At 70.2% G+C, this 25515-nt stretch carries 22 protein-coding genes; 18 read left to right on the top strand and 4 right to left on the bottom strand.

From position 1 onward, the window contains the following. The first annotated feature begins 5 nt into the window (after positions 1-5). The 11 genes from AC07RM_RS11900 to AC07RM_RS11850 all read left to right on the top strand — a co-directional run bounded on the left by AC07RM_RS11900 (position 6) and on the right by AC07RM_RS11850 (position 13665). A complete protein-coding gene (locus AC07RM_RS11900) occupies positions 6-755 on the top strand; it encodes a GntR family transcriptional regulator (protein WP_495334572.1) in 750 nt (249 codons plus the stop codon). Beyond that, positions 752-1639 (top strand): transketolase, encoded by an 888-nt coding sequence (locus AC07RM_RS11895; RefSeq protein ID WP_495334571.1) that lies wholly within the window; start codon positions 752-754, stop codon positions 1637-1639. The genes AC07RM_RS11900 and AC07RM_RS11895 overlap by 4 nt, the downstream gene beginning before the upstream one ends. Next, a complete protein-coding gene (locus AC07RM_RS11890) occupies positions 1636-2682 on the top strand; it encodes a transketolase family protein (RefSeq protein WP_495334570.1) in 1047 nt (348 codons plus the stop codon). Before AC07RM_RS11895 ends, AC07RM_RS11890 begins: the two co-directional genes overlap by 4 nt. Further along, positions 2679-4136, top strand: a complete 1458-nt coding sequence (locus AC07RM_RS11885; protein WP_495334569.1) for an amidase — start codon at positions 2679-2681, stop codon at positions 4134-4136. The genes AC07RM_RS11890 and AC07RM_RS11885 overlap by 4 nt, the downstream gene beginning before the upstream one ends. Positions 4137-4188: 52 nt before the next feature. Continuing rightward, the gene (locus AC07RM_RS11880; protein ID WP_495334568.1) at positions 4189-6459 is read left to right on the top strand and encodes a penicillin acylase family protein; all 2271 of its coding nucleotides are present in this window, start codon (positions 4189-4191) and stop codon (positions 6457-6459) included. A gap of 208 nt (positions 6460-6667) precedes the next feature. Next, a complete protein-coding gene (locus AC07RM_RS11875) occupies positions 6668-8266 on the top strand; it encodes an ABC transporter substrate-binding protein (protein WP_490875576.1) in 1599 nt (532 codons plus the stop codon). A gap of 12 nt (positions 8267-8278) precedes the next feature. Further along, positions 8279-9214, top strand: coding sequence for an ABC transporter permease (locus AC07RM_RS11870; RefSeq protein WP_495334567.1), 936 nt, complete (start codon positions 8279-8281; stop codon positions 9212-9214). 10 nt (positions 9215-9224) lie between these two features. Next, entirely contained in the window at positions 9225-10100 is an 876-nt protein-coding gene (locus AC07RM_RS11865) for an ABC transporter permease (RefSeq protein ID WP_057597733.1), read from the top strand. A gap of 10 nt (positions 10101-10110) precedes the next feature. Next, entirely contained in the window at positions 10111-11193 is a 1083-nt protein-coding gene (locus tag AC07RM_RS11860; protein ID WP_495334566.1) for an ABC transporter ATP-binding protein, read from the top strand. Beyond that, positions 11190-12182 (top strand): ABC transporter ATP-binding protein, encoded by a 993-nt coding sequence (locus tag AC07RM_RS11855; RefSeq protein WP_208510001.1) that lies wholly within the window; start codon positions 11190-11192, stop codon positions 12180-12182. The genes AC07RM_RS11860 and AC07RM_RS11855 overlap by 4 nt, the downstream gene beginning before the upstream one ends. 34 nt (positions 12183-12216) lie before the next feature. After that, a complete protein-coding gene (locus tag AC07RM_RS11850; RefSeq protein WP_495334565.1) occupies positions 12217-13665 on the top strand; it encodes an amidase in 1449 nt (482 codons plus the stop codon). Between the two features lie 51 nt (positions 13666-13716). On the opposite strand, the gene AC07RM_RS11845 is transcribed toward AC07RM_RS11850, so the two are convergent. Both AC07RM_RS11845 and AC07RM_RS11840 read right to left on the bottom strand, forming a co-directional pair. Beyond that, a complete protein-coding gene (locus AC07RM_RS11845) occupies positions 13717-14451 on the bottom strand; it encodes an SDR family oxidoreductase (protein ID WP_495334564.1) in 735 nt (244 codons plus the stop codon). A 37-nt stretch (positions 14452-14488) separates the two neighbouring features. Further along, entirely contained in the window at positions 14489-14743 is a 255-nt protein-coding gene (locus AC07RM_RS11840; protein WP_495334563.1) for an Atu4866 domain-containing protein, read from the bottom strand. A 222-nt stretch (positions 14744-14965) separates the two neighbouring features. On the opposite strand from AC07RM_RS11840, the gene AC07RM_RS11835 reads away from it, so the two are divergent. Both AC07RM_RS11835 and AC07RM_RS11830 read left to right on the top strand, forming a co-directional pair. After that, positions 14966-15859, top strand: coding sequence for a LysR family transcriptional regulator (locus AC07RM_RS11835; RefSeq protein WP_495334562.1), 894 nt, complete (start codon positions 14966-14968; stop codon positions 15857-15859). Between the two features lie 82 nt (positions 15860-15941). After that, a complete protein-coding gene (locus tag AC07RM_RS11830; RefSeq protein WP_093355932.1) occupies positions 15942-16490 on the top strand; it encodes a TetR/AcrR family transcriptional regulator in 549 nt (182 codons plus the stop codon). A 9-nt stretch (positions 16491-16499) separates the two neighbouring features. Here the strand turns inward: AC07RM_RS11830 and AC07RM_RS11825 are convergent, their stop codons facing one another. Then, positions 16500-17357: a LysR family transcriptional regulator gene (locus AC07RM_RS11825; RefSeq protein ID WP_495334561.1), complete on the bottom strand. Its 858-nt coding sequence runs from the start codon at positions 17355-17357 to the stop codon at positions 16500-16502. Positions 17358-17531: 174 nt separating this feature from the next. On the opposite strand from AC07RM_RS11825, the gene AC07RM_RS11820 reads away from it, so the two are divergent. The 3 genes from AC07RM_RS11820 (at position 17532) to AC07RM_RS11810 (ending at position 21525) form a co-directional block, all read left to right on the top strand. Beyond that, positions 17532-18047: a hypothetical protein gene (locus AC07RM_RS11820; protein ID WP_495334560.1), complete on the top strand. Its 516-nt coding sequence runs from the start codon at positions 17532-17534 to the stop codon at positions 18045-18047. Positions 18048-18074: 27 nt separating this feature from the next. After that, positions 18075-18878 (top strand): helix-turn-helix domain-containing protein, encoded by an 804-nt coding sequence (locus AC07RM_RS11815; protein ID WP_495334559.1) that lies wholly within the window; start codon positions 18075-18077, stop codon positions 18876-18878. Between the two features lie 88 nt (positions 18879-18966). Next, a complete protein-coding gene (locus AC07RM_RS11810; RefSeq protein ID WP_495334558.1) occupies positions 18967-21525 on the top strand; it encodes a penicillin acylase family protein in 2559 nt (852 codons plus the stop codon). 26 nt (positions 21526-21551) lie between these two features. On the opposite strand, the gene AC07RM_RS11805 is transcribed toward AC07RM_RS11810, so the two are convergent. Beyond that, positions 21552-22601, bottom strand: coding sequence for a LacI family DNA-binding transcriptional regulator (locus AC07RM_RS11805; RefSeq protein WP_177239589.1), 1050 nt, complete (start codon positions 22599-22601; stop codon positions 21552-21554). A gap of 162 nt (positions 22602-22763) precedes the next feature. Between AC07RM_RS11805 and AC07RM_RS11800 the strand changes: the two genes are divergently transcribed. After that, positions 22764-23768, top strand: coding sequence for a Bug family tripartite tricarboxylate transporter substrate binding protein (locus tag AC07RM_RS11800; protein ID WP_208507995.1), 1005 nt, complete (start codon positions 22764-22766; stop codon positions 23766-23768). Between the two features lie 17 nt (positions 23769-23785). After that, complete coding sequence (locus tag AC07RM_RS11795) at positions 23786-25510, top strand: N-acyl-D-amino-acid deacylase family protein (protein ID WP_495334557.1); 1725 nt, start codon at positions 23786-23788, stop codon at positions 25508-25510. The last annotated feature ends 5 nt before the right edge of the window (positions 25511-25515 follow it).

Below are 25515 nucleotides of genomic sequence, written 5' to 3'. Positions count from 1 at the left end.
AAGCCATGGCAACCCCCGTCATCAACGTGGTCGAACGCACCAACCTCGCGAGCCAGATCTACGAGCATCTGCGCGAGCAGTTGATGTCGGCCACTTTCCAGCCGGGCCAGCGCCTGAAGATCCGCGACCTGGCCAAGACCATGGGCACCAGCGAGACGCCGGTGCGCGAAGCCCTGATCCAGCTCGTGCGCGACCGCGCGCTCGAGATGAAGGAGGGCTACTTCATCCGCGTGCGCCAGCTCACGCTGGCCGAGTACCTCGAGCTGCGAGACATCCGCTTCGCGCTCGAGCCGCTGGCGGCCGAGCGTGCCGTGCCCCTGCTCGACAACGCCACCATCAAGCAGCTCACCGAAAGCCATCGCCTGCTGGTGCGCGCGGAGAAGACCAAGGACTACCGCGCCGCGCTGCAGCATAACTTCGACTTCCACTTCGGCATCTACCGCCACTCGGGCATGCCGCAGCTCACCGAGCTGCTGGACCGCATCTGGGTGCAGGTCGGTCCGATGCTGAACTTCCTCTACCCGCACGGCCATCCGACCTACGACGCCGAGCACCAGCACGTGAACGTGCTGCGCGGGCTGCAGCTGCGCGACACCGCGATGGTGCGCAAGGCCATCGAGGACGACCTGATCGAAGGCGGCCGCGACTTCGTGCGCGTGCTGAAGGAAATCGACGCCAATCCCGCGCGCGCCGAGGAACTGCTCGCGCTGCGCAACCAGCCACCCCCTTCCAGCAGAAAGAAAAGCCCGACATGACGGACCCCGGCAGCGCCCTGCATCCCACGGCATTCCCTCCCGACTGGCAACGCCGCGACCGCCTCGCGCTGCCCGTGCCGGAACTCCGGCGCGTGGCGCACACCTTGCGCCGCCAGGTCATCGAGCTCGTGCGCCGCCATGGCCAGGGCTATGTGCAGCAGGGCTTGGGCGCGGCCGAGATCTTCGCGAGCCTCTACTTCCACGAAGCGCGCATCGATCCCGCCGACGCACGCTGGGAGGAGCGCGACCGCTGCATCCTTTCGACCGCGCACAACTCCGCGCTGTTCCATGCGGCGCTCGCGCTGCGCGGCATGATCCCCTCGGCCTCGCTCGACGACTACGTGAAGGACGGCTCGGCGCTCGAGATCAACGTCTCCGAGCGGCTCGGCCCCGTGGTCGAAGGCACCTTCGGCTCGCTGGGCCAGGGCATGTCGGTGGCCGCCGGCATGGCGCTGGCCTCGCGCATTCGCGGCATCGACTACCGCGTGAACGTGGTGCTCGGCGACGGCGAGCTCGAGGAGGGCCAGGTCTGGGAGGCCGCGATGCTCGCGGGCTCCGAGGGCCTGCACAACCTCTGCGTGGTGCTCGACCTCAACTGGATGCAGGTCGAGGGCCACACCGACAGCGTGCTGCGCCTCTCGCCCATCGCCGACAAGTTCCGCGCCTTCAACTGGCAGGTGATCGAGCTCGACGGCCACGACCTCGAGGCGCTGCTCGCGGCCTTCGCGGCCGCGCGCGGGCAGACCGTGCGGCCGACCATGATCGTCGCCACCACGGTGCCCGGCAAGGGCGTGAGCCTGCTCGAGGGCGTGATCAGCCACAACGCGAAGCTGCCGGCCGAGGTGGCCGACGCGGCGCTGCGCGAACTGGGAGAGATGGCATGAACGCGAACATCAAGGCGCCGGCGCGCGCGCTCGAGGTCGAGGACTTCACGCAGGGCGGTGCCCACACCGCGATGTCGGCCGCGCAGTCGGCGGGTGCATCTTCGGTGCCGCGCTACTACGGCGAGACGCTGCTGGCGCTCGCGCGCGAACGCCAGAACATCGTCGCGCTGTCGGCCGACCTCACTTCGTCGACCGAGACCGACATCTTCCGCGACACCTTCCCCGAGCGCTTCCTGAACCCCGGCATCGCCGAGGCCAACATGGTGGGCGTGGCCGGCGGCCTCGCGCGCAGCGGGCTGCAGGCCTGGGTCCACACCTTCTGCGTGTTCGCCACGCGCCGGCCCTTCGACCAGATCGCGATGCAGGTCGCCTATCCGCGCACCGACGTCAAGATCGTCGGCTTCCTGCCGGGCCTGTCGACCATCCTCGGCGTGAGCCACCAGGCGATCGACGACATCGCGCTGATGCGCGCGCTGCCGAACATGACGGTGATCGAGCCTTCGGGCCCGGCGCAGGTGCCGGCCGCGGTGCGTGCCGCGGCCGACCACGAGGGGCCGGTGTACCTGCGGCTGCTGCGTGCGTCCGCGGCGCTGCCCGAGGGCACGCCCTGGGAGCCGCTCGAGCTCGGGCGCATCCAGCCGCTGGACGACGGCGATGGCGAGGCGCTGATCGTCGCGAGCGGCCTGATGGTCGAGCCCGCGAAGGCGGCGGCGCGCGCGCTGCGCGCGCAGGGCATCGCGGTCGCCGTGGCCAACGCGCACACGCTCAAGCCTTTCGACGATGCCTTCATCCAGCGGCAACTCGCGCGCCGGCGCCTGATCGTGACGGTGGAGAACCACTCCATCGTCGGCGGCCTGGGCTCGGCCGTGGCCGAGGTGCTGGCCGAGGCCGGTGCCGGCACGCGGCTGGTGCGCCTGGGCGTGCGCGACCGTTTCGCGCAGGGCGCGTCGATGCCCTGGCTGTTCGAGCGCCACGGCCTCACGGCGCAGGGCATCGCCGACGCGGTGCGGGAGGCATTGGCTGCGGGCGAGAAGACGCGATGAACGACGCCGTGCTGGTGCCCGAGCTCTGCCGGCTGCCCGCGCGCGAGCTGGCCGCGCTGATCCGGCGCCGCGCGCTGTCGTCGCGCGAGGTGGTGAGCGCCTTCCTGCAGCAGGTCGATGCGCTCAACCCGCGCTTCAACGCGATCGTCTCGCGCGTCGAGCGCGAACAGGTGCTCGCCGAGGCCGACGCGGCCGATGCGGCGGTGGCGCGCGGCGACGCGCTGGGTGCGCTGCACGGCCTGCCGCAGGCGATCAAGGACACGGCGCCGGTGCGCGGCATGCGCTCCACCTTCGGTTCGCCGCTGTTCGCCGACCACCTGCCGGCGGCCGACGCGATCATGGTCGAGCGCATGCGCGCGGCCGGCGCCATCTTCATCGGCAAGACCAACGTGCCCGAGTTCGGCCTGGGCTCGCACACCTACAACCCGGTGTTCGGCGCCACCGGCAATGCCTGGGACCCGCGCTTCAGTGCCGGCGGCTCCAGCGGCGGCACCGCGGTGGCGCTCGCGCTGCGCATGCTGCCGGTGGCCGACGGCGCCGACATGGGTGGCTCGCTGCGCAACCCGGCGGCCTTCAACAACGTGCTGGGGCTGCGGCCCTCGCAGGGGCGGGTGCCGTTCTGGCCGCGCGGCGATGCCTTCGCCGGGCAGCTGACCACCGAGGGCCCGATGGGCCGCAGCGCCGACGACCTCGCGCTGCTGCTGTCGGTGCAGTCGGGCTACGACGCGCGCGCGCCGCTGTCGCTCGACGGCGCGGTGCCCGACTGGCACGACCGCCTCGAGCGCGATTTCGCCGGTGCGCGCATCGGCTGGCTCGGCGACCTCGGTGGCCATCTGCCGTTCGAGCCCGGCATCCTCGCGCTGTGCGAATCGGCGCTCGCGCGCTTCGGCGATGCGGGCCTGCGGGTCGAGCCGGTGCGCACCGACTTCGACTGGGAGCGCGTCTGGCACGCCTTCACCGTGCTGCGCCAGTTCATCATCGGCGGCAAGCATGGCGCGCACTACGACGTGCCGGCCTCGCGCGCGCTGCAGAAGCCCGAACTGCAATGGGAGATCGAGCAGTACCGCAAGCTCTCGGCCGACGACCTCTACCGCGCCGCGCTCGACCGCACCGCCTGGTACGACTGCCTGCTGGGCCTGTTCGAGCGGCACGACTTCCTCGCGCTGCCGACCGCGCAGGTCTTTCCCTTCGCGATCGAGGAGCATTGGCCGCGCGAGATCGCGGGTCGTGCCATGAGCAGCTACCACCGCTGGATGGAGGTGGTCACGCCCGGCACGCTGTCGGGCTGCCCGGTCATCAGCCTGCCCGTGGGCTTCGATGCGCGCGGCCTGCCGATGGGCATGCAGATCATCGGCCGTCCACGCGACGACCTGTCGGTGCTGCAGATCACCCACCTCTACGAAAGCCTCAGTCCCTTCCTGCGGATGGCGCCGCCCGCGCTGCGCATGGATTGAGGGGCGGGCTCCCGCACACACACAGAACGAACGAGACAAGGAGCACCACCCGATGAACCCGACCCGCCCGCTCAAGGGACTGCACGCCCCGGTGGACCTGTGGCGCGATGCCTGGGGCATTCCGCATCTGCGCGCCGCCAACGCCGACGACGCCTTCTTCGCGCTCGGCCATGTGCATGCGAGCGATCGCCTGTGGCAGATGGACGCGCTGCGCCGCCGTGCGATCGGCCGCTATGCCGAATGGCTCGGCCCGGCCGCGCTGCCGATGGACATGCTGGTGCGCCGGCTCGGCCTGGCCGAGTGCAGCCGCCGCGACCTGGCCGCGCTCGGCGGCCCCGCGCGCGCCATGCTCACGGCCTACACCGCGGGCGTGAATGCCTCCATCGCCGAGGGCCAACTGTCGCCCGAGTACGCGCTGCTCGGCGAGACGCCCGAGCCCTGGGAGGAATGGCACAGCATCGCGGTGCTGCGCCAGACCGGGCTGCTGCTGAACTCGGTCTATCCGAAGCTGTGGCGCGCCATCGCGCTGCCGGTGATCGGCGCCGAGGCCATCGACCGCCTGCGCATGGACGACGGCGGCGAGGAACTGGTCTGCCTGCCGCCCGGTTCGCTGGCCGGGCGCCTGTCGCCCGACATGGCCGAGCTGGCCGACGCCATCTCGGCCTTCATCGGCGAGGCCGACACCGAGGCGGCCGGCGGCGGCAGCAACAACTGGGCGGTGCACGGCAGCCGCACGCGCAGCGGCCGGCCGCTGGTGGCCGGCGATCCGCACCGCGTGCTCGACATGCCCAACATGTACCTGCAGTGCCACCTGGCCTGCGACGCCTTCGACGTGATCGGCCTGACCTCGCCGGGCGTGCCGGGCTTCCCGCACTTCGCGCACAACCCCGACGTGGCGTGGTGCGTGACAGTGGCCTTCGTCGACACGGCCGACGTCTACCTCGAACGCTTCGATGACGAGGGCCGGCGCTACCTGCGCAGCGACGCACCCGGCGGCGGCGATGCGCAATGGGCCGAGGTCGAGCGCCGCGTGGAACGCATCCGTGTGCGCGGCCAGGCCGACGTTGACTGCGAGATCCTCGTGACCGCGCGCGGCCCGGTGGTGGCCGGCGATGCGAAGAGCGGCAGCGCGCTGGTGCTGCGCCATTCGGCCGACGTGGAGGCCGACCGCTCGCTCGACTGCATGCGTCCGATGATGGAGGCGCGCAGCGTCGATGCGCTGTTCGAGTCGGTGCGCGGCTGGGGCCTGGTCGACCACAACCTGGTGGCCGGCGACACCCAGGGCCACATCGGCCACCACGTGCGCGCCAAGGTGCCGCGGCGCGCGGCCGCCAACGGCTGGCTGCCGGTGCCGGGCTGGCTCGACCGCCATGCCTGGAAGGGCTGGATCGACTGGGAGCGCATGCCGCGCCAGATCGATCCCGCGGCGGGCCTCATCGTCACCGCCAACAACCGCGTGGTCGAGCGCCATGACGACTACCTCTGCACCGACTGCCATCCGCCGCATCGCGCGCAGCGCATCTGGCAACTGCTGGCGGCGATGGAATCGGCCGACGTCGCGGGCATGGAAGCCGTGCATCGCGACACGCTGAGCCTGCCGGCGCGCGAAATCTGTGCGCGGCTCGCACCGTTGACGCTGGCCGATGCCCCTTCGCGTGCATTGCGCGACCGTCTCGTGGCCTGGGACGCGCGCCTCGAGGCCGATTCGCGGGAAGCCGATGCCTATGTTTCGCTGCGCATGGCGCTGGCGCGCGCGGTGGCGCGGCGCAGCGGGCTCGCTGCGCTCGATGTGAGCCGGCAGCGCACCGTGCCGCCCGGCCTCGCGATCGACTACCAGCTCGGCTGGTGCGTGCCGCAGTTGCTGCGTGCCGACGATCGCGCGCTGCTCGGCGGCGCGAGCTGGGACGAGGTGCTGACCGAGGCCCTGGCCGAGGTCGCGCGCCTGCCGGTGGCGGCATGGGGCGAGCGGCATCGGCTCGAGCTGCGCCATCCGCTGGCGCCGGTGTTCCCCGCCGAGCCCTTGGTGGCGCCGCGCGACATGGGCGCGATCGGCGGCGACAACGAAACCGTCTTCACCACCGGCTACCTGCCGCACCTGGGCCCGCACGCGCACTACGCCTCGCTGGCGCGCTACGTGTTCGACGTGGGGCAGTGGGAGGCCTGCCGCTGGATCGTGTTCCATGGCGCGGCCGGCGATCCGCGCGATGCGCACTACGCCGACCAGAGCGACTCCTGGCGGCGCGCGGAAACGGTGCCGATGCACTACGACTGGCGCACCGTCGCGGCCGAAGCCGCTTCGCACACGCGGCTCGCGCCGGCCTGAGGCCGCGGCGCGCGAGCGCCGTCGGCATCGCGAGCACAGCGCATACCGCGAGGTCTGCGCAAAAAAGAGAAAGCGCGCACAGCTCTTGCATGGGAGATGCCCGGATTGTCTTCGTTTGACACATGATATATCGTGTATCAAATTTCATATCGAGAGATTTCCAGCGTTTTTCCACGAACCCTCGAAGCCCCTGAAAGGAACCCGGCTCATGAAGAATTCCCCTCCCCTGTACGCACGGCTCGCCGGCTGGGCGGTGGCATGCGCGATGGGCGCGGCCGCGACCGCCGTGTGCGCGCAGAACGCACCCGCGCCGGCCAAGACCCTGCGCATGGCGATCAACAACGACCTCAAGGTGGTCGACCCGCTGTTCAGCAACACCTACGTGACGCGCGACTACGGCTACATGGCCTTCGACACGCTGTTCTCGCGCGACAGCAAGGGCGAGCCCAAGCCGCAGATGCTCGAGCGCTTCACCCAGTCGCCCGACAACAAGGCCTGGACCTTCACGCTGCGCCCGAGCCTGAAGTTCTCCGATGGCAGCGCCGTGACATCGGCCGACGTGGTGGCCACGCTGCAGCGCTGGGCCAAGCGCGCGACCATGGGCCTGCTGCTGGCCGACTCGGGCGCGGAGTGGAAGGTGGTCGACGACAAGACCTTCTCGCTGCAGCTCAAGGAGGGCATGGGCCAGGTGCCGCTGATCCTCGCGGCCAAGACGCTGTTCATCGTGCCCGAGAAGCAGGCCAAGGCCTTCCCCGACGCGCCGATCCCCGAACCCATCGGCTCGGGCCCGTTCATCTTCAAGCGCGACGAATGGATCCCGGGCAACCGCATGGTGTTCGTGCGCAATCCCAACTACGTGCCGCGCAGCGAGCCGGCCGACGGCCTGGCCGGCGGCAAGCGCGTGAAGCTCGACCGCGTCGAGTGGCGCTACATGCCCGATGCCAACACCTCCACCTCGGCGCTGAAGAACGGCGAGGTCGACATCGTCAACGTGGTGCCGCCCGACTACCAGGCCGCGCTGCGCACCGACGCCAACGTGCGGCTGGCGCAGACCGGCATCTGGCAGCCGTTCATGGTGGCCAACACGCTGGCGCCGCCGTTCAACAACCCGAAGGCGCGCGCGGCGCTGATGCACCTGGTGAACCAGGAGGAGATCCTCGCGGGCATGGGCTTCACGCCCGAGCCCGGCAAGTCCTTCTACTGCCCGGCCGTGTTCATGTGCGGCGCGCCCAACGAGACCGCCGCGGGCGCCGAGACGTTCAGGAAGCAGGACTTCGAGAAGGCCAAGGCGCTGCTCAAGGAGGCCGGCTACAAGGGCGAGAAGATCGTGTTCCTGCAGCCCACCGACGGCACGCAGTCGATGGCCGCGCTGATCTGGATCCAGTACCTGAAGAAGGCCGGCCTGAACCTCGACGTGCAGGTGATGGACCAGTCCTCGGTGCTGGCGCGCGTCTACAAGAAGGAAGGCCCGGCGCAGGGCGGCTGGAGCCTCTACCTCACGGCCTCGAAGAATGCCGACGTCGACACGCCGCTGACCAACGGCTGGGTGCTCTCGTCGTGCAAGGGCAGCGTGGTGCCGGGCTGGCCCTGCGACGCGAAGATCGACGAACTGCGCGACGCCTGGATCCGCGAGGGCGACGCCGCCAAGCGCAAGCAGCTGGTGGACAACCTGCAGCGCCGCTTCTATGAAGCGCCGCCCTACATCCCCTACGGCCAGTACCCGGCCACCTTCGCGGCGCGCAAGGACGTGAAGGGCACCGAGCTGTTCGGCATGGGCATCCCGATCATGTGGAACGTCGAGAAGTAAGGGGACCGCGGCATGGAATATGTGATCCGGCGCGTGCTCGCCACGGTGCCGGTGATGCTGGTGGTGTCGGTGATCGTGTTCCTGCTGATCCACCTCGCTCCCGGCGACCCGGTGCTGCTGATCGTCGGCGACTTCGCCACGCCCGAGCAGATCGCGCAGACGCGCGCCGCCCTGGGGCTGGACCAGCCGCTGTGGCACCAGTTCATGGTCTGGGTCGGCAACGTGGTGCGCGGCGACTTCGGCGTCTCGCTGTTCAACCAGATGCCGGTGTCGCAGCTGCTGGGCCAGCGCATCGGCGCCACGCTGTCGATCGCCTTCTTCACCATCCTGGTGGCGGTGATGCTGTCGATTCCGCTGGGCGTGCTCGCGGCCTACCGCGCCGGCAGCTGGATCGACCGGCTGGTGATGGTGTTCGCGGTGTGCGCGTTCTCGATGCCGGTGTTCCTCACCGGCTACCTGCTGGTCTACACCTTCGCGCTCAAGCTGCAGTGGCTGCCGGTGCAGGGCTACCGCGGCATCGCCGAGGGCGTGCTGCCCTGGCTCAAGCACCTGGTGCTGCCGTGCCTGAACCTCGGGCTGCTCTACACCGCGCTGCTCACGCGCATGACGCGCGCCTCGATGCTCGAGGTGCTGCACGAGGACTACATCCGCACCGCGCGGGCCAAGGGCCTGGGCGTGCTGCCGGTGCTGGGCCATGCGTTGCGCAACGCGGCGATCCCGATCGTCACCACCATCGGCGTGGGCATCGCGCTGCTGCTGGGCGGCGTGGTGGTCACCGAGACCGTGTTCTCGATCCCCGGACTCGGCAGCCTGGTGGTCGACGCGGTGCAGCACCACGACTACCCGGTGATCCAGAGCCTGCTGCTGCTGTCGGCGGCGGCCTATGTGCTGATCAACCTGCTGGTCGACCTGAGCTACAGCCTGTTCGACCCGCGCATCCGCTATTGAGGCCCCGCGAATGACCGAAGCCATCCTGAACCCCGGCGCCGCGCGGCGTCCTCCCTCGCCGGCGCTGCGGCTGCTGCGCAAGCACTACACGCTGATCCTCGGCGTGCTGATCCTGCTGGTGGTGGTCACGGCCGCGCTGGGCGCGCCGTGGATCGCGACCCACGATCCGCAGGCCATCAACCCGATCGCGCGCATGAAGGCGCCCTCGGCCGAGCACTACTTCGGCACCGACGCGCTCGGGCGCGACACCTTCAGCCGCGCCGTCTGGGGCGCGCGCGTCTCGCTCGTGACCGGCGCCTCGGTGGCGCTGCTGGCCACGCTGTTGGGCGTGCTGCTCGGCCTGCTGGCGGGTTTCGTGCGCTGGACCGACGGGCCGATCATGCGCGTGATGGACGGCCTGATGGCGATCCCCGGCATCCTGCTGGCGATCGCGCTGATGGCGCTCACCAAGGCCAGCCTGACGACGGTGATCGTCGCCATCACCGTGCCCGAGGTGCCGCGCATGGTGCGGCTGGTGCGCGCGCTCTCGCTGTCGCTGCGCGAACGGCTCTACGTGGAGGCCGCGCATGCGCTCGGCACGCGGCTGCGCACCATCCTGTGGCGGCACGTGCTGCCCAACATCCTCGCGCCGCTGCTGGTGCAGGCCACCTTCATCGCCGCGTCGGCCGTGCTGGCCGAGGCCGCGCTGTCCTTCCTCGGCGTCGGCGTGCCGCCGCAGGTGCCGAGCTGGGGCAACATGATCTCGGAAGGCCGCAACCTGATCGCGATCGTGTTCTATCCCATCGTGTTCCCGGGCCTGCTGCTCGGGCTCACGGTGCTGGCGATCAACCTGCTGGGCGACGGCCTGCGCGATGCGCTCGACCCGCACGTGGCGCGCCAGCTCTGAGGACATGTCCATGAACGACACCCCCCTGGCCGCCAAGGGCGCTGCGCACCGCGCGGGCGATGCGCCGCTGCTCGAGATCGACGGCCTGCACACCTACTTCGACACCCTGGCCGGCGAGGTGCGCTCGGTCCACGGTGTCTCCTACCGCGTCGAGGCCGGCCAGACGGTCGGCGTGGTCGGCGAATCGGGCTGCGGCAAGAGCGTGACGGCGCTGTCCGTGATGCGGCTGATCCAGACCCCGCCCGGGCGCTTCGCCGGCGGCGCCATCCGCTACCGCGGCACCGACCTGCTGAAGCTCAGCGAGGCCGAGATGCGCCGCATCCGCGGCAACCGCATCTCGATGATCTTCCAGGAGCCGATGACCTCGCTGAACCCGGTGCTGACCGTGGGCCGGCAGATCGCCGAGACCGTCATGCTGCACCAGCAGGTGGGCCGCCGCGAGGCGCTGGCGCGCGCCACCGAGATGCTGCGGCTGGTGCAGATCCCCGAGCCGCAGCGGCGCGTGAACGAGTACCCGCACCAGCTCTCGGGCGGCATGCGCCAGCGCGTGATGATCGCGCTGGCCCTGGCCTGCCATCCCGAGCTGCTGATCGCCGACGAGCCGACCACCGCGCTCGACGTGACGATCCAGGCCCAGATCCTCGAGCTGCTGCGCGGCCTGCAGCGCGAGCTCGGCATGGGCATCGTGATGATCACGCACGACCTCGGCGTGGTGGCCGAATGCTGTGATCGCGTGGTCGTGATGTATGCCGGGCGCAAGGTGGAGGAGGCCGACGTGCTCGACCTGTTCGAGCGGCCGCTGCATCCCTACACGCGCGCGCTGATGGCCTCGATGCCCTCGATGAACACCCACAGCGCGCGGCTGACCGAGATTCCCGGCATCGTGCCCTCGCCGCACGAGGCGGTGCGCGGCTGCGCCTTCGCGCCGCGCTGCAGCTTCGCCAGCGAGCGCTGCCGCAACGAGGTGCCGCCGCTCGAGGAACACGGCGCGGGCGCGTCGCACCTGTCGGCCTGCTTCCATGTCGAGGAGCTGGTGCGCCAGACCGAAGTACCGACGGCCCATGCTGTCTTGCTGCAGGAGGCCGGCGCATGAGCACGAACGCGACAACCGAGGCGGGCACGCCCCTGCTCGAGGTGCGCGACCTGCGCAAGCACTACCAGTCGCCGGGCTCGTGGATCTCGCGGCGCAAGGCCTCGAAGGTCTATGCGGTCGATGGCGTGTCGTTCTCGGTGGCCGCGGGCGAGACGCTGGCGCTGGTCGGCGAATCGGGCTGCGGCAAGACCACCACCGGCAAGTCGATCCTGCGGCTGATCGAGCCGACCTCGGGCACGGTCCGGCTCAACGGCCGCGACCTGCTCTCGCTCGACGCGGGCGCGATGCGCGAGCAGCGGCGCGAGATGCAGATCATCTTCCAGGACCCCTACGCCTCGCTCAATCCGCGCATGACGGCCGGCGAGCTGGTGGCGGAGCCGCTGCGCAACTTCGGCGAGTCGAACGGCGCGCAGCGCAACGAGCGCGTCGCGTGGCTGTTCTCGAAGGTCGGCCTGCGGCCCGAGGCCATGAAGAAGCTGCCGCACGAGTTCTCGGGCGGCCAGCGCCAGCGCCTGGGCATCGCGCGCGCCCTGGCGCTGAACCCGAAGCTGATCGTCTGCGACGAGCCGGTGTCGGCGCTCGACGTGTCGGTGCAGGCACAGGTGATCAACCTGCTGACCGACCTGCAGGCCGAGTTCGGCATCGCCTACCTGTTCGTCGCGCACGACCTCGCGGTGGTGCGCCACATCAGCCACCGCGTGGCCGTGATGTACCTCGGCAAGATCGTCGAGATCGCCGGGCGCGACACGCTGTTTCGCGCGCCGCTGCATCCCTACACCGAGATCCTGCTGTCGGCGGTGCCCGTGCCCGACCCGCGCGTGCGCACGCAGCGCCGGCTGCTCAAGGGCGATCCGCCCAACCCGGCCGCGCCGCCCTCGGGCTGCCGCTTCCACACGCGCTGCCCGATGGCGCAGGCGCGCTGTGCCGAGGAGGAGCCGGTGCTCGAACAAAAGACGGCGGGCCAATGGGTGGCCTGCCATTTCCGCTGACTGCAAATCCACTCACACAAGGAAAGCGATACCGATGATTGCCGAATACGACAAGCTCGATGCCGTGGCCATGGCCGACCTGGTCCGCCGCCGCGAGCTCAAGGCCGAGGAACTGCTCGACGAGGCCATTGCCCGCACCGAGGCGCGCGACACCGTGCTCAACGCCGTCACCACGCGCTTCTTCGACCTCGCGCGCGACCGCATCGCACAGGGCCTGCCCGACGGCCCGCTGCGTGGCGTGCCCTTCCTGCTCAAGGACCTGGGCGTGTTCTACGCCGGCACCAAGACCACCAGCGCCTCGCGCCTGTTCGCCGACTTCAGCTCGCCGATCGACAGCACCCTGGCCGAGCGCTACGTGCGCGCCGGCCTCGTGATCTTCGGCAAGTCCAGCCTCTCGGAATTCGGCATCAGCGCCACCAACGAGCCCGAGATGTTCGGCCCCTGCCGCAACCCGTGGAGCCTGGAGCACACCACGGGTGGCTCGAGCGGCGGCGCCGCCGCGGCCGTGGCCGGCGGCATCATCCCGAGCGCGCACGCGGCCGATGGCGGTGGCTCGATCCGCATCCCCGCTTCGCACTGCGGCCTGTTCGGCCTCAAGCCCACGCGCGCGCGCGTGCCGCTCGGCCCGCACATCAGCGAGAGCTGGGCCGGCATGACCATCCACCATGTGGTGACGCGCTCGGTGCGCGACAGCGCCGTGCTGCTCGACGTCTCGCAGGGCGCCGCGCCCGGCGATCCGTACTGGGCGCCGCCGCCCGCGGCCTCGTACCTCGAGCTGACGAAGCGCGATCCGCAGCGCTTGCGCATCGCCGTCTCGCTCAAGTCCTTCGAGGCCGTGGCGCTCGATCCCCAGGTGCGCGCCGGCGTCGAGAACGCGGCGAAGCTGTGCGAATCGCTGGGCCACCAGGTCGAGTGGGTCGATCCCGCGCTGGACGACGTGATCTCCGACGACGAGTACCTCCAGTGCCGCGCCGACATCATCCACGCCAGCATGTACACCTCGCTGCTGCGTCGCAACCGCCAGTTGGGCCGCGACTTCAGCGGCCGCGACCTGCAGCGCGTGACCGCGCTGTTCGCCGAGGCCGGCCGCGAGGTCAGTGCGCAGACCTACCTCAACGCCATCCAGACCCTGCAGCGCGCGAGCCGCGCGCTGGGCCAGCAGTTCGAGAAGTGGGACGTGCTGCTCGGACCCGTCTGTGCCACGCCGCCGCACAAGCTCGGCGAGGTCGACATGGAGAGCACCGACCTCGCGACCTACAAGGCCATCGCGCGCAGCCACACGGGCTACACCTCGATCTGGAACGTGGCGGGCAATCCCGCGATGTCGGTGCCGCTGCACTGGTCGAAGGAAGGCCTGCCGATCGGCGTGCAGTTCACGGGGCGCTTCGGCGCGGAGGACACGCTGTATCAGCTGGCCGGGCAGATCGAGCGCGCGGCGCCGTGGGCGGACCGCAGGCCGGCGGCGTTTCCGGCCACGGCCTGAGTTAACAGGCCGCCTGTCGCCGCCATGGGCAAGAGCCATGGCGGCGACAGCTTAGTGCGCGCTGGCGGTTGGCCGGATGACGATCTCGCTCGTATCCACGTCCTCCGGCTGCGAGATCGCGAAGTCGATGGCGCGCGCGATCGCCGATGCGCTGATCGCCACCTTCCTGAACTCCTTCATTTCGTCGCGGCCCTTCTGGTCCGAGATGGTGTCGGCCAGTTCCGACTCGGTCACGCCCGGGCTGATCGTCGTGACGCGGATGTCCTGGTGCTCCTGGCGCAGGCCCTCGGAGAGGGCCCAGACCGCGTACTTGGTCGCGCAGTAGACGGCAGCCGTGGGCGAGACGGCGTGCGCCCCGATCGACGCGACGTTGATCACGTGGCCCGCGCCCTGCTTCTGCATGGTGGGCAGCACGGCGGCGATGCCGTGCAGCACGCCGCGGATGTTGACGTCGATCATCCGGTCCCACTCGTCGAGCTTGAGCGAGGCGAGCGGCGACAGGGGCATGACGCCGGCGTTGTTGACGATGACGTCGATGCGGCCGAAGCGCGCGATGGCGTGGGCCGCGAAGGCCTGCACGTCCTCGCGCCGCGTCACGTCGAGTGCGCGGGCCTCGGCGATGCCGTCGGCGGCGACGATGTCGGCGACGATCCGCTCCAGCCGTTCGGTGCGCCGCGCGCCGAGCAGCACGGTGGCGCCGTTCTGCGCGAGCAGGCGGGCGGTGGCTTCGCCGATGCCGCTGCTGGCGCCGGTGATGAGGACGATCCTGGAAGTCTTTGCGTTCATGGTTGGGTCTTTCTAAGGTTGGAAACGAGGGTTCGGGTCATCGCGTGCTGGCAGGCGCGACGCGCCGCAGCACCATCCCGCCGTGATGCAGCACGCCGTCGATGAAGTCGCCATCGGCCGTGAAGCCCGTGTCGTCGACGTACTCGATGTGGTTGCCTTCGATGAGGTAGCGGCCGCGGTAGGCGCTCTCGCGGCTGCCGCGCGCCTCGTCGTAGCGGCCGTTGGGCAGCAGCTGATGGCGCACGTGGCCGTCGCCGGTCACCCACATGCCGAGGTAGGGATGCGTTGTCATGTCCGATTCCTTTGGAGATCGAGCCTGGGCTCGGTGAGGGGTGGCGAGGGCCGTGCCAAGGGCCAGGAGCCCGAGGGCCAGCAGACCGCGCCGCATGGGTTTCCGGCGGTTGCGAGCCGCTGGAGAAGAGGTGGTTCGTGAAGTCATGGGCTGACTTTAGGAAGGCGCGACGGTTAAGAGAACTCCCCGATCGCTGACTGCGCCGGTTAGCATTGCTAACCAATGGATGCCGACTTCAACCTGTTGCGCTTCTTCCTCGCGGTCGCGAAGGAGCAGAACTTCCGCGCCGCCGCGGACCATCTGGGCGTGACGCGTTCGGCCGTCAGCCAGGGCATCCGGCGGCTCGAAGACAGCCTGGGCATCGCGCTGGTCCAGCGCTCGACGCGCCACGTGCGCCTGACCGAGGCGGGCGAAGCGCTGCACCGGCAGATCGCCGAGCCGCTGTCGACGGTGGGCGCGGCACTGGAAGAGGCCGCGGTCGAAGGCCCTTCGCGCGGCGTGCTCCGGGTCGCGGTGACCTCGATCGCCGAGCGCTTCCTCTCGGGCCCGCTGATCAGCGCTTTCGCGGCGGCCCATCCCGGTGTCACGCTCGACGTGACCGTGACCGACGACGAGTCGGACATCGTCGCCGCGGGTTTCGATGCCGGCGTGCGGCTGGGCGAGGTCATCGAGCAGGACATGGTGGCGGTCCCGCTCACCGGACCGCAGCGCCAGATGGTCGTGGCGAGCCCGGCCTACCTGGCCGCGCACGGCGTGCCGACGCATCCGCGCGAGCTGCTCGCGCACTGCTGCATCGGATGGCGGCGTTCGCCCAAGGAAGCGCCGTACCGCTGGGAGTTCCGCGAGGACGGGCGCGACTTCGCGCTGACGGTGGCGCCGAGGATCACGACCAACGACATGCTGCTGATGATCCGCACCGCGCTCGCGGACACCGGCATCACGATCGGCATGGAGGAGACCTTCCGGCCCTACATCGAGCGCGGTGAGCTGGTCTCGGTGCTCGACGATTTCCTGCCGAGCTTCGCGGGCTTCTTCCTGTACTTTCCGAGCCGCCGGAACCAACCGCGCAAGCTGCGCGCGCTGGTCGAGCACGTGAAGTCGTTCGCGCAGCGCTGAACTCGGCGGAGTACCGGTCGGGTCCGTACCGATTCGAACGGAAGTCGACTGCTTCGGTCGGACCCTGCGCTAGACTGCCCGCATGCTCAGGCCGACCAAGTCCCAGATGAACGCCCGGATCGTCGATTGCGCCGCCGGCCTGTTCGCCAAGCATGGGTTCGAGAACACCTCGCTGCAGCAGATCGCGGATGCGATCGGCTATTCGAAGACGGGGTTGCTCTATCGCTACCCGAGCAAGAAGGCGATCTACGAGGCGGGCTTCCAGGCCGGGCGCGACCATGTGACGGCGTTGCTGGCCAGTGTCGAAGGCATGCGCCCCGGCATCCGGCGCGACCGCACCGTCGTCGCTTCCTATGTCGACTTCACCTTCGAATGGCCGGGCGTGTCGGCCTTCGCCAACCGGCTCTCGGGCGCCGAGGAGAGCACCGAGCCGCAGCTCATGGAGATCGCGCTGCTGATCTACCAGGCGCTCGGCACCGATCCGTTCAAGGCCAAGGCGCAGCGCATCGTGCGCATCACGCTCGCGTTCTCCGGCCTGGGCATCGCGGCGATCTCGGCGGTTCGCCTCGGTCAGCAGAAGGAATGGCGCGACGACATCATCGCGTCGGCGATGAATGCGCTGGGCCACTGAGCACGGTCGCTAGAGCGTCGGCAATGTTGCTCGCAGGTGATCGGCGAATGCCGCCGCCATGGCGGTCGCGGGCTCGAGGCTGAATTCGACCGCCAGCCCGACCGTGGGCAGCACGGGCAGCACGTCGCCGGTCTCCAGGATCTGCAGGTCCGGCGGCACGGCGGATCGGGTGAGCACCGCGATGGCCTGGCCGGAGCGCACGATGGCCAGCAAGCCCGAGATGCTGGCGCTGGCATAGGCCAGCCGATAACTGCGCCCGGCGGCATCGAGCCGCTCGCAGGCCACGCGGTGGTCCAGCGTGTCGGGGTCGGACAGCGCGAGCCGCAGCGGCTCGCACGCCGCCGCGAGGTCATGCCGCAGGCCGACCCACACCAGCGCTTCGTGGCGAATCACGGGAAGCTTGCGCTCTGCGCCGATGGTGGAGACCAGCGCGAGGTCGAGCGTGTGCTTCCGGAGCTGGTCGTCGAGCCGGGCGGTCGGCGCGCAGAACACCTCCACACGCACCTGGGGATGCCGGTCCGCGAAGCCGCGCAGGATCTGCGGCAGGAAGGCGACGGCGTAGTCCTCGGGGCAGCCGAAGCGCAGCGTGCCCGACAGCGTCGCGCCCGAGATCTCGGCCAGCGCCGCATCGTGATGCTGGAGGATCGTGCGCGCATGGCCCAGCAGGCGTTCGCCGTGCAGCGTGGGCACGACGCCGCGGCCGGTGCGATGCAGCAGCGGCTGGTTCAGCGTCTCCTCGAGCTTCTTGACCTGCATGCTCACCGCGGCCTGCGTGCGGCCGATCCGGGCCGCGGCCTGGCCGAGCGTGCGCGCCTGCGCAATCGCCACGAAGGTGCGCAGCAGGTCGATGTCGAGATGGCGGCTCAAGGCATGGCGGTCTCTGGGGTGCGCGATTTTCGTACCGATTCGGTCTGATTGCAACCACGGTGGTCTGTGAGCCCGCTGCCGCAACCGGCGCTGATAGCTGGAATAAGAAATATTGGCTTGGCGCATGCCCCCCGTGTTCCTAGACTTCGCGGCCTCGAACAAAGGGAGCTCTCCATGTCTTGCGGCGTCGATTCCGCCTTCTGGGCCAATACCCGCCGGCACCTGATCCGGTACGGCCGTGCCGGCGTGATGGTCGGCATCGATGGCGATGCACCCGACCTTCATGCGCTGTCGCAGGCGCTGAGCGTCGAACTGCCGCTGGCGGCGTGGCTGACACCGGGGCAGGCCGCGGAGGGCCGTCATGCCGGCGGCTTCTTCTATCTGCCTCGCGCGGGCGATGGTGTCGCCGCGGTACTTCCGCGACGGCTCGAAGTGCCGGTGCGCGCCGATGCCTGGCCCGACAGCGGCCTGCACGCCTTGCGGCGATCCTTCGACAGCGACGAGGCCGGGAATGCACCGGGCCGCGGGCTGCTGCTGGGCATCGAGATCGTGCAGGCGCGCGAGCGCGCGACGCTGGGCCTGCGCATGGACGTGGTCGCACTGCATGGACGGCACGGCGTCCAGGCGAGCGAAGCGGAGGCCGAGCTCGGCACGAGGCTGCTGAAGCAGGCCGTCGCGCACGGCGCGTAGCCGCAACGGCGTTGCGCTTCGTTCGCCATGGGTACGCAGAACTATCTCCACCTGTGGGATGACCGTTTCCTCTACATCACGCCGACCATCCGCTCGGGGCTGACGGCCCGCCCCTCGGCCACGCTGCTGGTGTCGGCCAGCGGGCGGCCCTTCGCGCTCGAAGGGATGGACGGCACGCGCGTGCGCTGCACCGCGGCGCTCGTGGCGCCGCACGTGCCGCGCCGGCTCGATGTCGACGGCTGCGGCCTGCTGTCGCTCAACATGGAGCCGTCTTCCAACGTGGCGCGCATGCTCGAGGGCGTGCAGGGCGATCGCGGCATCCAGGTCATCGACGCCCAATGCTTCGGCCGCCTGCGCGAGCGCTTCGAGGCCGCGCTGCAGGGCGAACTGCGCGACAGCCAGCTGCGCGAACTCAGCACGCGCATGGTCGAGGCCGTGGCCGGCCGTCCGCTGCGCCATGTGCCGCTGGACCCGCGCATCGAGCGCGTGCTGGAGCGCGCGCGAACCCATGTCGGCCCGCTGCCGCTGCGCGACCTGTCGGCCGAGGCCTGCCTCTCGCCCGATCGGCTGACGCATCTGTTCCGCCAGCAGCTGGGGCTGTCGATCAAGCGCTACCTGCTGTGGACCAAGGTACGGCGCACGGTCCAGCAGTTCGCGGGCCGCAGCGGCCCGCTGGCGGACATCGCCCACAAGGGCGGCTTCACGGACATGGCCCACATGAGCCGCACCTACCAGCGCTGCTTCGGCCTGGTGCCTTCCTTCCTCGCCAACGGCGCGCAGGTGCAGGTGCGCGCCGATGTCGGTGCGTTGCACACCTGGGGTCCACCCTGAGCAAGACGGCGGGTGCGTACAACGGGCGCGCGCCTGCCGTCCCTAAGCTCCTCGCCACTCCCCCGCGGAGTGATTCACAGGAGACACGATGCAACAACGACAACTCTGGCGCGCCAGCAGGCCGCTCGGCCTGCTGGCCATCGCAGCCACGCTCGCCGCATGCGGCGGGGGCGGTGGCAACAACGGCTTTTCCTTCGCCGGCACGGCACCGCCCGCGCCCGGCAACCCGGCGCCTCCGAGCACTGGCGCTCCCGCTTTCAAGGCCGAGATCCGCCGCACCGCGATGGGCGTGCCGCACATCAAGGCGGCCGACTGGGGCGGCGTGGGCTACGGCTATGGCTATGCGCAGGCGCAGGACAACCTCTGCACCATGGCCGATGCCTTCCTCACCTACCGCGGCGAGCGGTCGAAGAACTTCGGTGCCGATGCGCTGCTCGTGTACCCGGGAACGATCGGCCGGCCGAAGAACATCGAGTCCGATTTCTTCCACAAGCACGTGCTCTCGAGCGAGACGATCGATGCTTTCGCGCAGGCCCAGCCCGACAAGCTGAAGCAGCTGGTCGAAGGCTTCGCGGCCGGCTACAGCCGCTACGTGCGCGACCTGAAGGCCGGTGGCGAAGCCGGCGCGCATGCGGCTTGCCGTGGCGAAGCCTGGGTGGCGCCCATCGCGTCGGGGGATATCTGGCGCCGCCTCTACGCGGCCAACCTCACGGCCGGCTACGGCAATTTCGTGACGCAGATTGCGAGCGCGGTCGCGCCCGCCTCGACGGCCGGGCAGGCGCAGGCATCGGCGCGCGCATTGCGCCGCGCGCAAGGCACGCAACTCGCCGCGCTGCGCACGCAGCCTCCGAAGGCGCCTGCCCTCGAGGTGGGAGGCAAGCATGGCGTGGGCAGCAACATGTATGCCTTCGGCACCGCGGGCACGGGCGACGACAGCGCGCTGCAGTTCGGCAACCCGCACTGGTACTGGCGCGGCCCCGACCGCTTCTACCAGGCCCAGCTCACCATTCCGGGCGAACTCGATGTGAGCGGCGCTTCCTTCCTCGGCGTCCCGCTGATCCTGATCGGCTTCAACCAGAACGTGGCCTGGAGCCACACCGTCTCGGCCGCGCGGCGCTTCGGCCTCTATGAACTCGCGCTGGCCGAGGGCGACCCGACCAGCTATCTGCGCGACGGCAAGCCGGTGAGGATGAAGCCCAGCACCATCGCCGTCGACGTCAAGGGTGGCCCCGCGCAGACCCGCACGCTCTACAAGAGCGAGTACGGCCCGCTCATCAACCTCGCGGGCATGAGTCCGGCGCTGGCCTGGAGCCCGCGCACGGCCTTCGCGATCCGGGACATCAACGCCGACAACTTCCGCGCCTTCCGGACCTGGCTGCGCTGGGACCAGGCGAAATCGCTCGACGAGTTCATCGCCATCCAGCGCGAGGAGGCAGGGATCCCGTGGGTCAACACCACCGCCGTGGGGCGCGGCAGCGCCAAGGCCTGGTATGCCGACATCACGGCCGTGCCGAACGTCTCGCCGCAACAGACCGAACGCTGCACCACGGCCGTGGGCCAGCTGCTGGCCGCCGCATTGGAACGCGTGCCGGTCTTCGACGGATCGCGCAGCGAGTGCGATTGGCAGACCGACCCCGACTCGGTGCAGAAGGGGGCCGTCGGACCGTCGCGCATGCCCAGCCTGCTGCGCGACGACTACGTGGCCAACATGAACGCGAGCGCCTGGCTCACCAACCCGAACGAGCGGCTCACCGGCTATCCGGCCATCTTCGGTGGCGTCGAGACCGGGTTCACCACCCGCTCTCGCCTCGGCCACCTGATGGCGCAGGGCCGACTGAGCGGCACCGACGGCTATGCGGGCAAGACGGCCACCGCGGCGACGGTGCAGCGGATGGTGCTGGACAGCCGCGTCTACACCGCGGAGCGCTTCAAGGATCAGGTGCTGGCGCTGGTGTGCGCGGTGCCCCGCATCGATGTGGCGGCCGCCAACGATCCCTACCTGGGCGACACGCCCGCGGGCACCGTCCAGACCGCCGAGGCCTGCGCCGCGCTGCGTGCCTGGGACGACACCGACAACATCGATGCGCGCGGCGCGCATGTCTGGGACGAGTTCTGGGGCCGCGTGGAGAACGCGATTCCCAAGACCGATCTCTATGCCGTGCCCTTCTCCACCGAGGATCCGCTCAACACGCCGCGCGAGATCCGGGCCAGCGCGGCCGATGCCTTGCGCCAGGTTTTCGGCGCCGCGCTGATGCGCATCGAGGCCAGCCCCTATCCGGTGAACGCGCCGCGCGGCGACTACCTGTTCGTCACGCGCAACGGCCGCAAGATTCCGCTGTTCGGCGGCATGAGCGACCTCACGGGTGTCTTCACCACCACCGCCACCTTCAACCGGCTCGACCGCGGCGGTTACAGCCTCGATGGCGATTCCGTCATCGCCAACAGCTACATGCAGATCGTCCGCTTCCCGGCCGGCAAGGTGGAGGCCGACACCTTCCTGACCTACTCGCTCTCGGACGACCCGGCCTCGGCGCACCATGCCGACTACACGCGGGCCTACAGCGCCAAGCAGTGGCTGCGCGTGCCCTACACGGAGGCGGAGATCGCCGCGGACCCGGCGTACCGGAGCGTCGCTCTGAGCGAGTGAGATGGGTGGGTGCCGACGCCGTGCCTTCAGCGCGGCGCCGGTCCCGTGCTCGCGCGTTCCATCAGCCGGACCGGCAGTGCGACGGGTGCCGTCGCGGTGCCCGCACCCAGCCGCGCCAGCAGCTGCCGTCCCGCCTGTTCGCCGATCTCGCGGATCGGCAGGTGCACGGTGGTCAGCGGCGGGTGCAGATAGGGCGCGAAGTCGTTGTCGTTGAAGCTCGCGACCGACAGCCGGCGCGGCACCTCGATGCCGGCCTGGTCGAGCGCGGCCAGCGCGCCGGCCGCGAGGTAGTCGCTGCCGCAGACGATGGCGCTGACGGGCGGCTCGCGGCGCGCGATGGCCTGCATGGCTTCGAAGCCTTCGCGAAAGCCATGGTCGGTCTCGATGACGGCCTCGGCGCGCAGCACGAGCGAGCGCTCGGCCATGGCGAGCTTCAGGTCGCGCAGGCGGCGCCTGGCGCGCTCGCTGTCCGCGGTGCGCCCGCCGATGTAGCCGAGGCTGCGATGGCCGAGCGCGCGCAGGTGCTCGACGATCAGCACCGCCGCCGCCTTCTCGTCGAAGCCGATGCTGCTGCCGCTGGCATCGGGCGGCGCCCACATGCACACGAAGGGCGTGCGGCTCGCGCCGAGCATGGCCAGCACCTGCTGCGGCTGCTCGGCGCCGAGCAGCGCCACCGCATCGACGCCGCGCTCGAGCAAGGCGCGCAGGATGCTCGTGTCGGTGGCGGGCCTCGGTTCGGGTGCGGACAGCAGCAGCGTGTAGCCGCCGGCCGCCAGCGTCGATTCGAGCGCCTGCACCAGCGCCGGGAACGACGAACTGCCGAAGCGCGGCACGATCGCGCCGACGGTCATGGTGCGGCGCATCGCGAGCGCGCGTGCGGTGCCGTTGGCCACATAGCCGAGCCGGTCGACCGCATCCATCACGCGCAGCCGCGTCGCCTCGCTGATCATGTTCGGCCGGCTCAGCACGCGGGACACGGTGCCGGTCGACACGCCCGCGAGCGCCGCGACATCGGCCAGCGAGGCGGCGCGGGCACCGGGCGTGGGAAGAGGGGAGGAGGGGCGCGAGGCGGTCATGGAGGGGCGATGGACAGCGCATGTTAGCCGCCCCGTGCAAGCGCATGCAGGCCTAGGTGCTAACCCCGGGGTCACGTGGATTCGATTGCTCCTATGCTTCGTGCAAGCGCTTGCATAAACCGCCTGGAACGCGCTGGCGGGCCCACGAATGGAGACAGTCCGATGCATCCGATCCCCACGCTTCGCCGCGCGCTGCTCGCTGCCGCGGTGCTCGCCGCCACCTGCACGGTGGCGCCGCTCGCGCTGGCACAGCCCGCGGCATGGCCGGTTCCCGGCAAGCCGGTGCGCATCGTCGTGCCGTTCCCCGCGGGCTCGGGCTCCGATGCCACGGCCCGGGTGATCGCCAAGCTGATGACCGACGAATTGGGCGGCGCCCCCGTGATCGTCGACAACAAACCCGGTGCCGGCACCTTCATCGGCGCGCAGGAGGTGGCACGTTCGCCGGCCGACGGGCACACGCTGCTCTACACCATCGTCATCACGCACACGCAGAACCCGCACCTCTACGCGAAGCTGCCCTACGACCCGGTCAGGGACTTCACGCCGCTGGCGCAGATGGTGAAGTCGGCCACGGTGCTGATCGCGCCGCCCGATGCGCCGTTCAGGAACATCGGCGAACTCGTGGCCTATGCCAAGGCGAACCCGGGCAAGCTCAACTACGCCTCGTTCTCGCAGGGCTCCACGTCCCACCTGAACGGCGAGCTGCTGCAGATGCGCACCGGCACGAAGATGACGCACGTGCCCTACAAGGGCACGGCCGATGCCTCGCGCGCGCTGGTCGCGGGCGAGGTGCAGCTGTACTTCGACGGCACCGCCACGGCGGTGCAATTGATCAAGGCCGGCAAGGCCATCGGCCTCGGCACGGCCACGCCGGCGCGCGTGCCGGTGCTGCCCGACATGCCGACCATCGCCGAGCAGGGCGTCAAGGGCCTGGACATCGTGGGCTGGCAGGGCATCTTCGGCCCCGGAAACATGGACCCGGCCGTCGCGAAGAAGATCGGCGACCTGCTCGCGAAGATCGCGCGCTCGCCCGAGATGCTCAAGCTGATCGAGACGCAGGGCAACGAACCATCGGGCGCCTCCGGCCCCGCCTTCGCCGCCATCGTGAAGAACGACAGCGAGCGCTGGGGCGAGGTCATCAAGGCCGCCAACATCAAGCTCGACTGAGCGCAGGAGACATCGGAATGTTCGACACCATCATCCGCGGCGGCACGCTGGTCGACGGCAGCGGCGGACCGCGCTTCACGGGCGACATCGGCATCGCCGGCGGGCGCATCGCCGAGGTCGGCGGCAAGCTGGGCGCCGCGCATCGCGAGATCGATGCCAGCGGCGCCATCGTCACGCCGGGCTGGGTCGACGTGCACACGCACTACGACGGCCAGGTGACCTGGGACCCCTACCTCAGTCCCTCCACCGACCATGGCGTGACCAGCGTCGTGATGGGCAACTGCGGCGTCGGCTTCGCGCCGGTGCACCGCGACAAGCGCGAGTGGCTCATCAGCGTGATGGAGGGCGTGGAGGACATTCCGGGCACCGTGCTGGCCGAGGGCATCGACTGGCAGTGGGAGAGCTTTCCCGAGTACCTCGACGCGCTCGAGCGCATGCCGCGCGCGCTCGACGTCGGCGCGCAGATTCCGCACTCGGCGCTGCGCACCTATGTGATGGGCGAGCGCGGCATCACGCACGACGAGGCCACGCCCGCCGACATCCAGGCCATGGTGGAACTGGTGCGCGAAGGCATGCGGGCCGGCGCGCTGGGCTTCTCGACCAGCCGCACCATCATCCACAAGTACCAGGGCCGCAAGTACCCGCCGGGCACCTTCGCCTCGCCCGACGAGATCCTCGGCATCGCGCGCGCGCTCGGCGAGGTCGGCCATGGCGTCTTCCAGATGACGTCGAACCACTACCAGATGGAGACCGAGCTGCCGTGGATGACGCAGCTCGCGCGCGAGAACAACCTGCCGGTGGCCTTCGCGCTGGTGCAGACCGACCAGACGCCCGACACCTGGAAGCGCCTGCTGGCCGCGCTGGACGAGACCCACCGGCAGAACGTGCCGCTCTATGGCGCGGTGGCGGGCCGGCCCGCCGGCATCCTGATGGCGTGGCTCGGTTCCACCCATCCGTTCATGGCGCATCCGCTGTGGCAGCAGATCGCGCCGCTGCCGTGGGCCGAGAAGCTCGCGCGCCTGCGCGACCCGGCGGTGCGTGCGCAACTGACCGACATGGATGCGCTGACCGGCTCGGCCCGGCACGACAGCCGCATGGCCTACCTGACGCAGAGCTTCCACAAGATGTATGCGCTGGGCGCCGAGCCCGACTACGAGCCGCCGCAGGAACGCAGCGTGGCCGCGATCGCGCAGCGCGACGGACGCACGCCGCTGGAGGTGGTCTACGACATGCTGATGGACCTCGACGGCAAGGGCATCGTCTACTTCCCGAGCTTCAACTACGCCTACAACGACCTGAGCCAGCTGCATGCCGAGCTGCAGCATCCGCGCACGATGCTGAGCCTGGCCGATGGCGGCGCGCACTGCGGCTACATCTGCGACGTGAGCATGCCGACCTACATGCTCACCCACTGGGCGCGCGACCGCCGCCGCGGGCCGACGCTGCCGCTCGAGCTGATGGTGCAGCGGCAGACGCGCGACACCGCGCGCATCTACGGCCTGGAGGACCGCGGGCTGCTGCAGCCGGGCTACCTGGCCGACATCAACATCATCGATTTCGACCGGCTGCGCATTCCGCCGCCCTATGTCGCCTTCGATCTGCCGGCCGGCGGACGGCGGCTGGTGCAGACCGCCGAGGGCTATCGCGCGACGCTCAAGGCGGGGCAGACCATCATGGAGAACGGGGAGCGCACGGGGGCGCTGCCCGGGAAGCTGATGCGGGGACCGCAGCGCCGCGCGTGAGGGCG

The sequence above is a fragment of the Variovorax sp. GW821-FHT09B05 genome, from assembly GCF_059418265.1.
This window is presented reverse-complemented; position numbering and strand designations above follow the sequence as displayed.

What these genes read in the sequence shown, in the direction of transcription:
- AC07RM_RS11900 (WP_495334572.1), top strand. Translation starts at nt 6, where the DNA reads ATGGCAACCCCCGTCATCAACGTGGTCGAACGCACCAACCTCGCGAGC.
- AC07RM_RS11895 (WP_495334571.1), top strand. Translation starts at nt 752, where the DNA reads ATGACGGACCCCGGCAGCGCCCTGCATCCCACGGCATTCCCTCCCGAC.
- AC07RM_RS11890 (WP_495334570.1), top strand. Translation starts at nt 1,636, where the DNA reads ATGAACGCGAACATCAAGGCGCCGGCGCGCGCGCTCGAGGTCGAGGAC.
- AC07RM_RS11885 (WP_495334569.1), top strand. Translation starts at nt 2,679, where the DNA reads ATGAACGACGCCGTGCTGGTGCCCGAGCTCTGCCGGCTGCCCGCGCGC.
- AC07RM_RS11880 (WP_495334568.1), top strand. Translation starts at nt 4,189, where the DNA reads ATGAACCCGACCCGCCCGCTCAAGGGACTGCACGCCCCGGTGGACCTG.
- AC07RM_RS11875 (WP_490875576.1), top strand. Translation starts at nt 6,668, where the DNA reads ATGAAGAATTCCCCTCCCCTGTACGCACGGCTCGCCGGCTGGGCGGTG.
- AC07RM_RS11870 (WP_495334567.1), top strand. Translation starts at nt 8,279, where the DNA reads ATGGAATATGTGATCCGGCGCGTGCTCGCCACGGTGCCGGTGATGCTG.
- AC07RM_RS11865 (WP_057597733.1), top strand. Translation starts at nt 9,225, where the DNA reads ATGACCGAAGCCATCCTGAACCCCGGCGCCGCGCGGCGTCCTCCCTCG.
- AC07RM_RS11860 (WP_495334566.1), top strand. Translation starts at nt 10,111, where the DNA reads ATGAACGACACCCCCCTGGCCGCCAAGGGCGCTGCGCACCGCGCGGGC.
- AC07RM_RS11855 (WP_208510001.1), top strand. Translation starts at nt 11,190, where the DNA reads ATGAGCACGAACGCGACAACCGAGGCGGGCACGCCCCTGCTCGAGGTG.
- AC07RM_RS11850 (WP_495334565.1), top strand. Translation starts at nt 12,217, where the DNA reads ATGATTGCCGAATACGACAAGCTCGATGCCGTGGCCATGGCCGACCTG.
- AC07RM_RS11845 (WP_495334564.1), bottom strand. Translation starts at nt 14,451, where the DNA reads ATGAACGCAAAGACTTCCAGGATCGTCCTCATCACCGGCGCCAGCAGC.
- AC07RM_RS11840 (WP_495334563.1), bottom strand. Translation starts at nt 14,743, where the DNA reads ATGACAACGCATCCCTACCTCGGCATGTGGGTGACCGGCGACGGCCAC.
- AC07RM_RS11835 (WP_495334562.1), top strand. Translation starts at nt 14,966, where the DNA reads ATGGATGCCGACTTCAACCTGTTGCGCTTCTTCCTCGCGGTCGCGAAG.
- AC07RM_RS11830 (WP_093355932.1), top strand. Translation starts at nt 15,942, where the DNA reads ATGCTCAGGCCGACCAAGTCCCAGATGAACGCCCGGATCGTCGATTGC.
- AC07RM_RS11820 (WP_495334560.1), top strand. Translation starts at nt 17,532, where the DNA reads ATGTCTTGCGGCGTCGATTCCGCCTTCTGGGCCAATACCCGCCGGCAC.
- AC07RM_RS11815 (WP_495334559.1), top strand. Translation starts at nt 18,075, where the DNA reads ATGGGTACGCAGAACTATCTCCACCTGTGGGATGACCGTTTCCTCTAC.
- AC07RM_RS11810 (WP_495334558.1), top strand. Translation starts at nt 18,967, where the DNA reads ATGCAACAACGACAACTCTGGCGCGCCAGCAGGCCGCTCGGCCTGCTG.
- AC07RM_RS11805 (WP_177239589.1), bottom strand. Translation starts at nt 22,601, where the DNA reads ATGACCGCCTCGCGCCCCTCCTCCCCTCTTCCCACGCCCGGTGCCCGC.
- AC07RM_RS11800 (WP_208507995.1), top strand. Translation starts at nt 22,764, where the DNA reads ATGCATCCGATCCCCACGCTTCGCCGCGCGCTGCTCGCTGCCGCGGTG.
- AC07RM_RS11795 (WP_495334557.1), top strand. Translation starts at nt 23,786, where the DNA reads ATGTTCGACACCATCATCCGCGGCGGCACGCTGGTCGACGGCAGCGGC.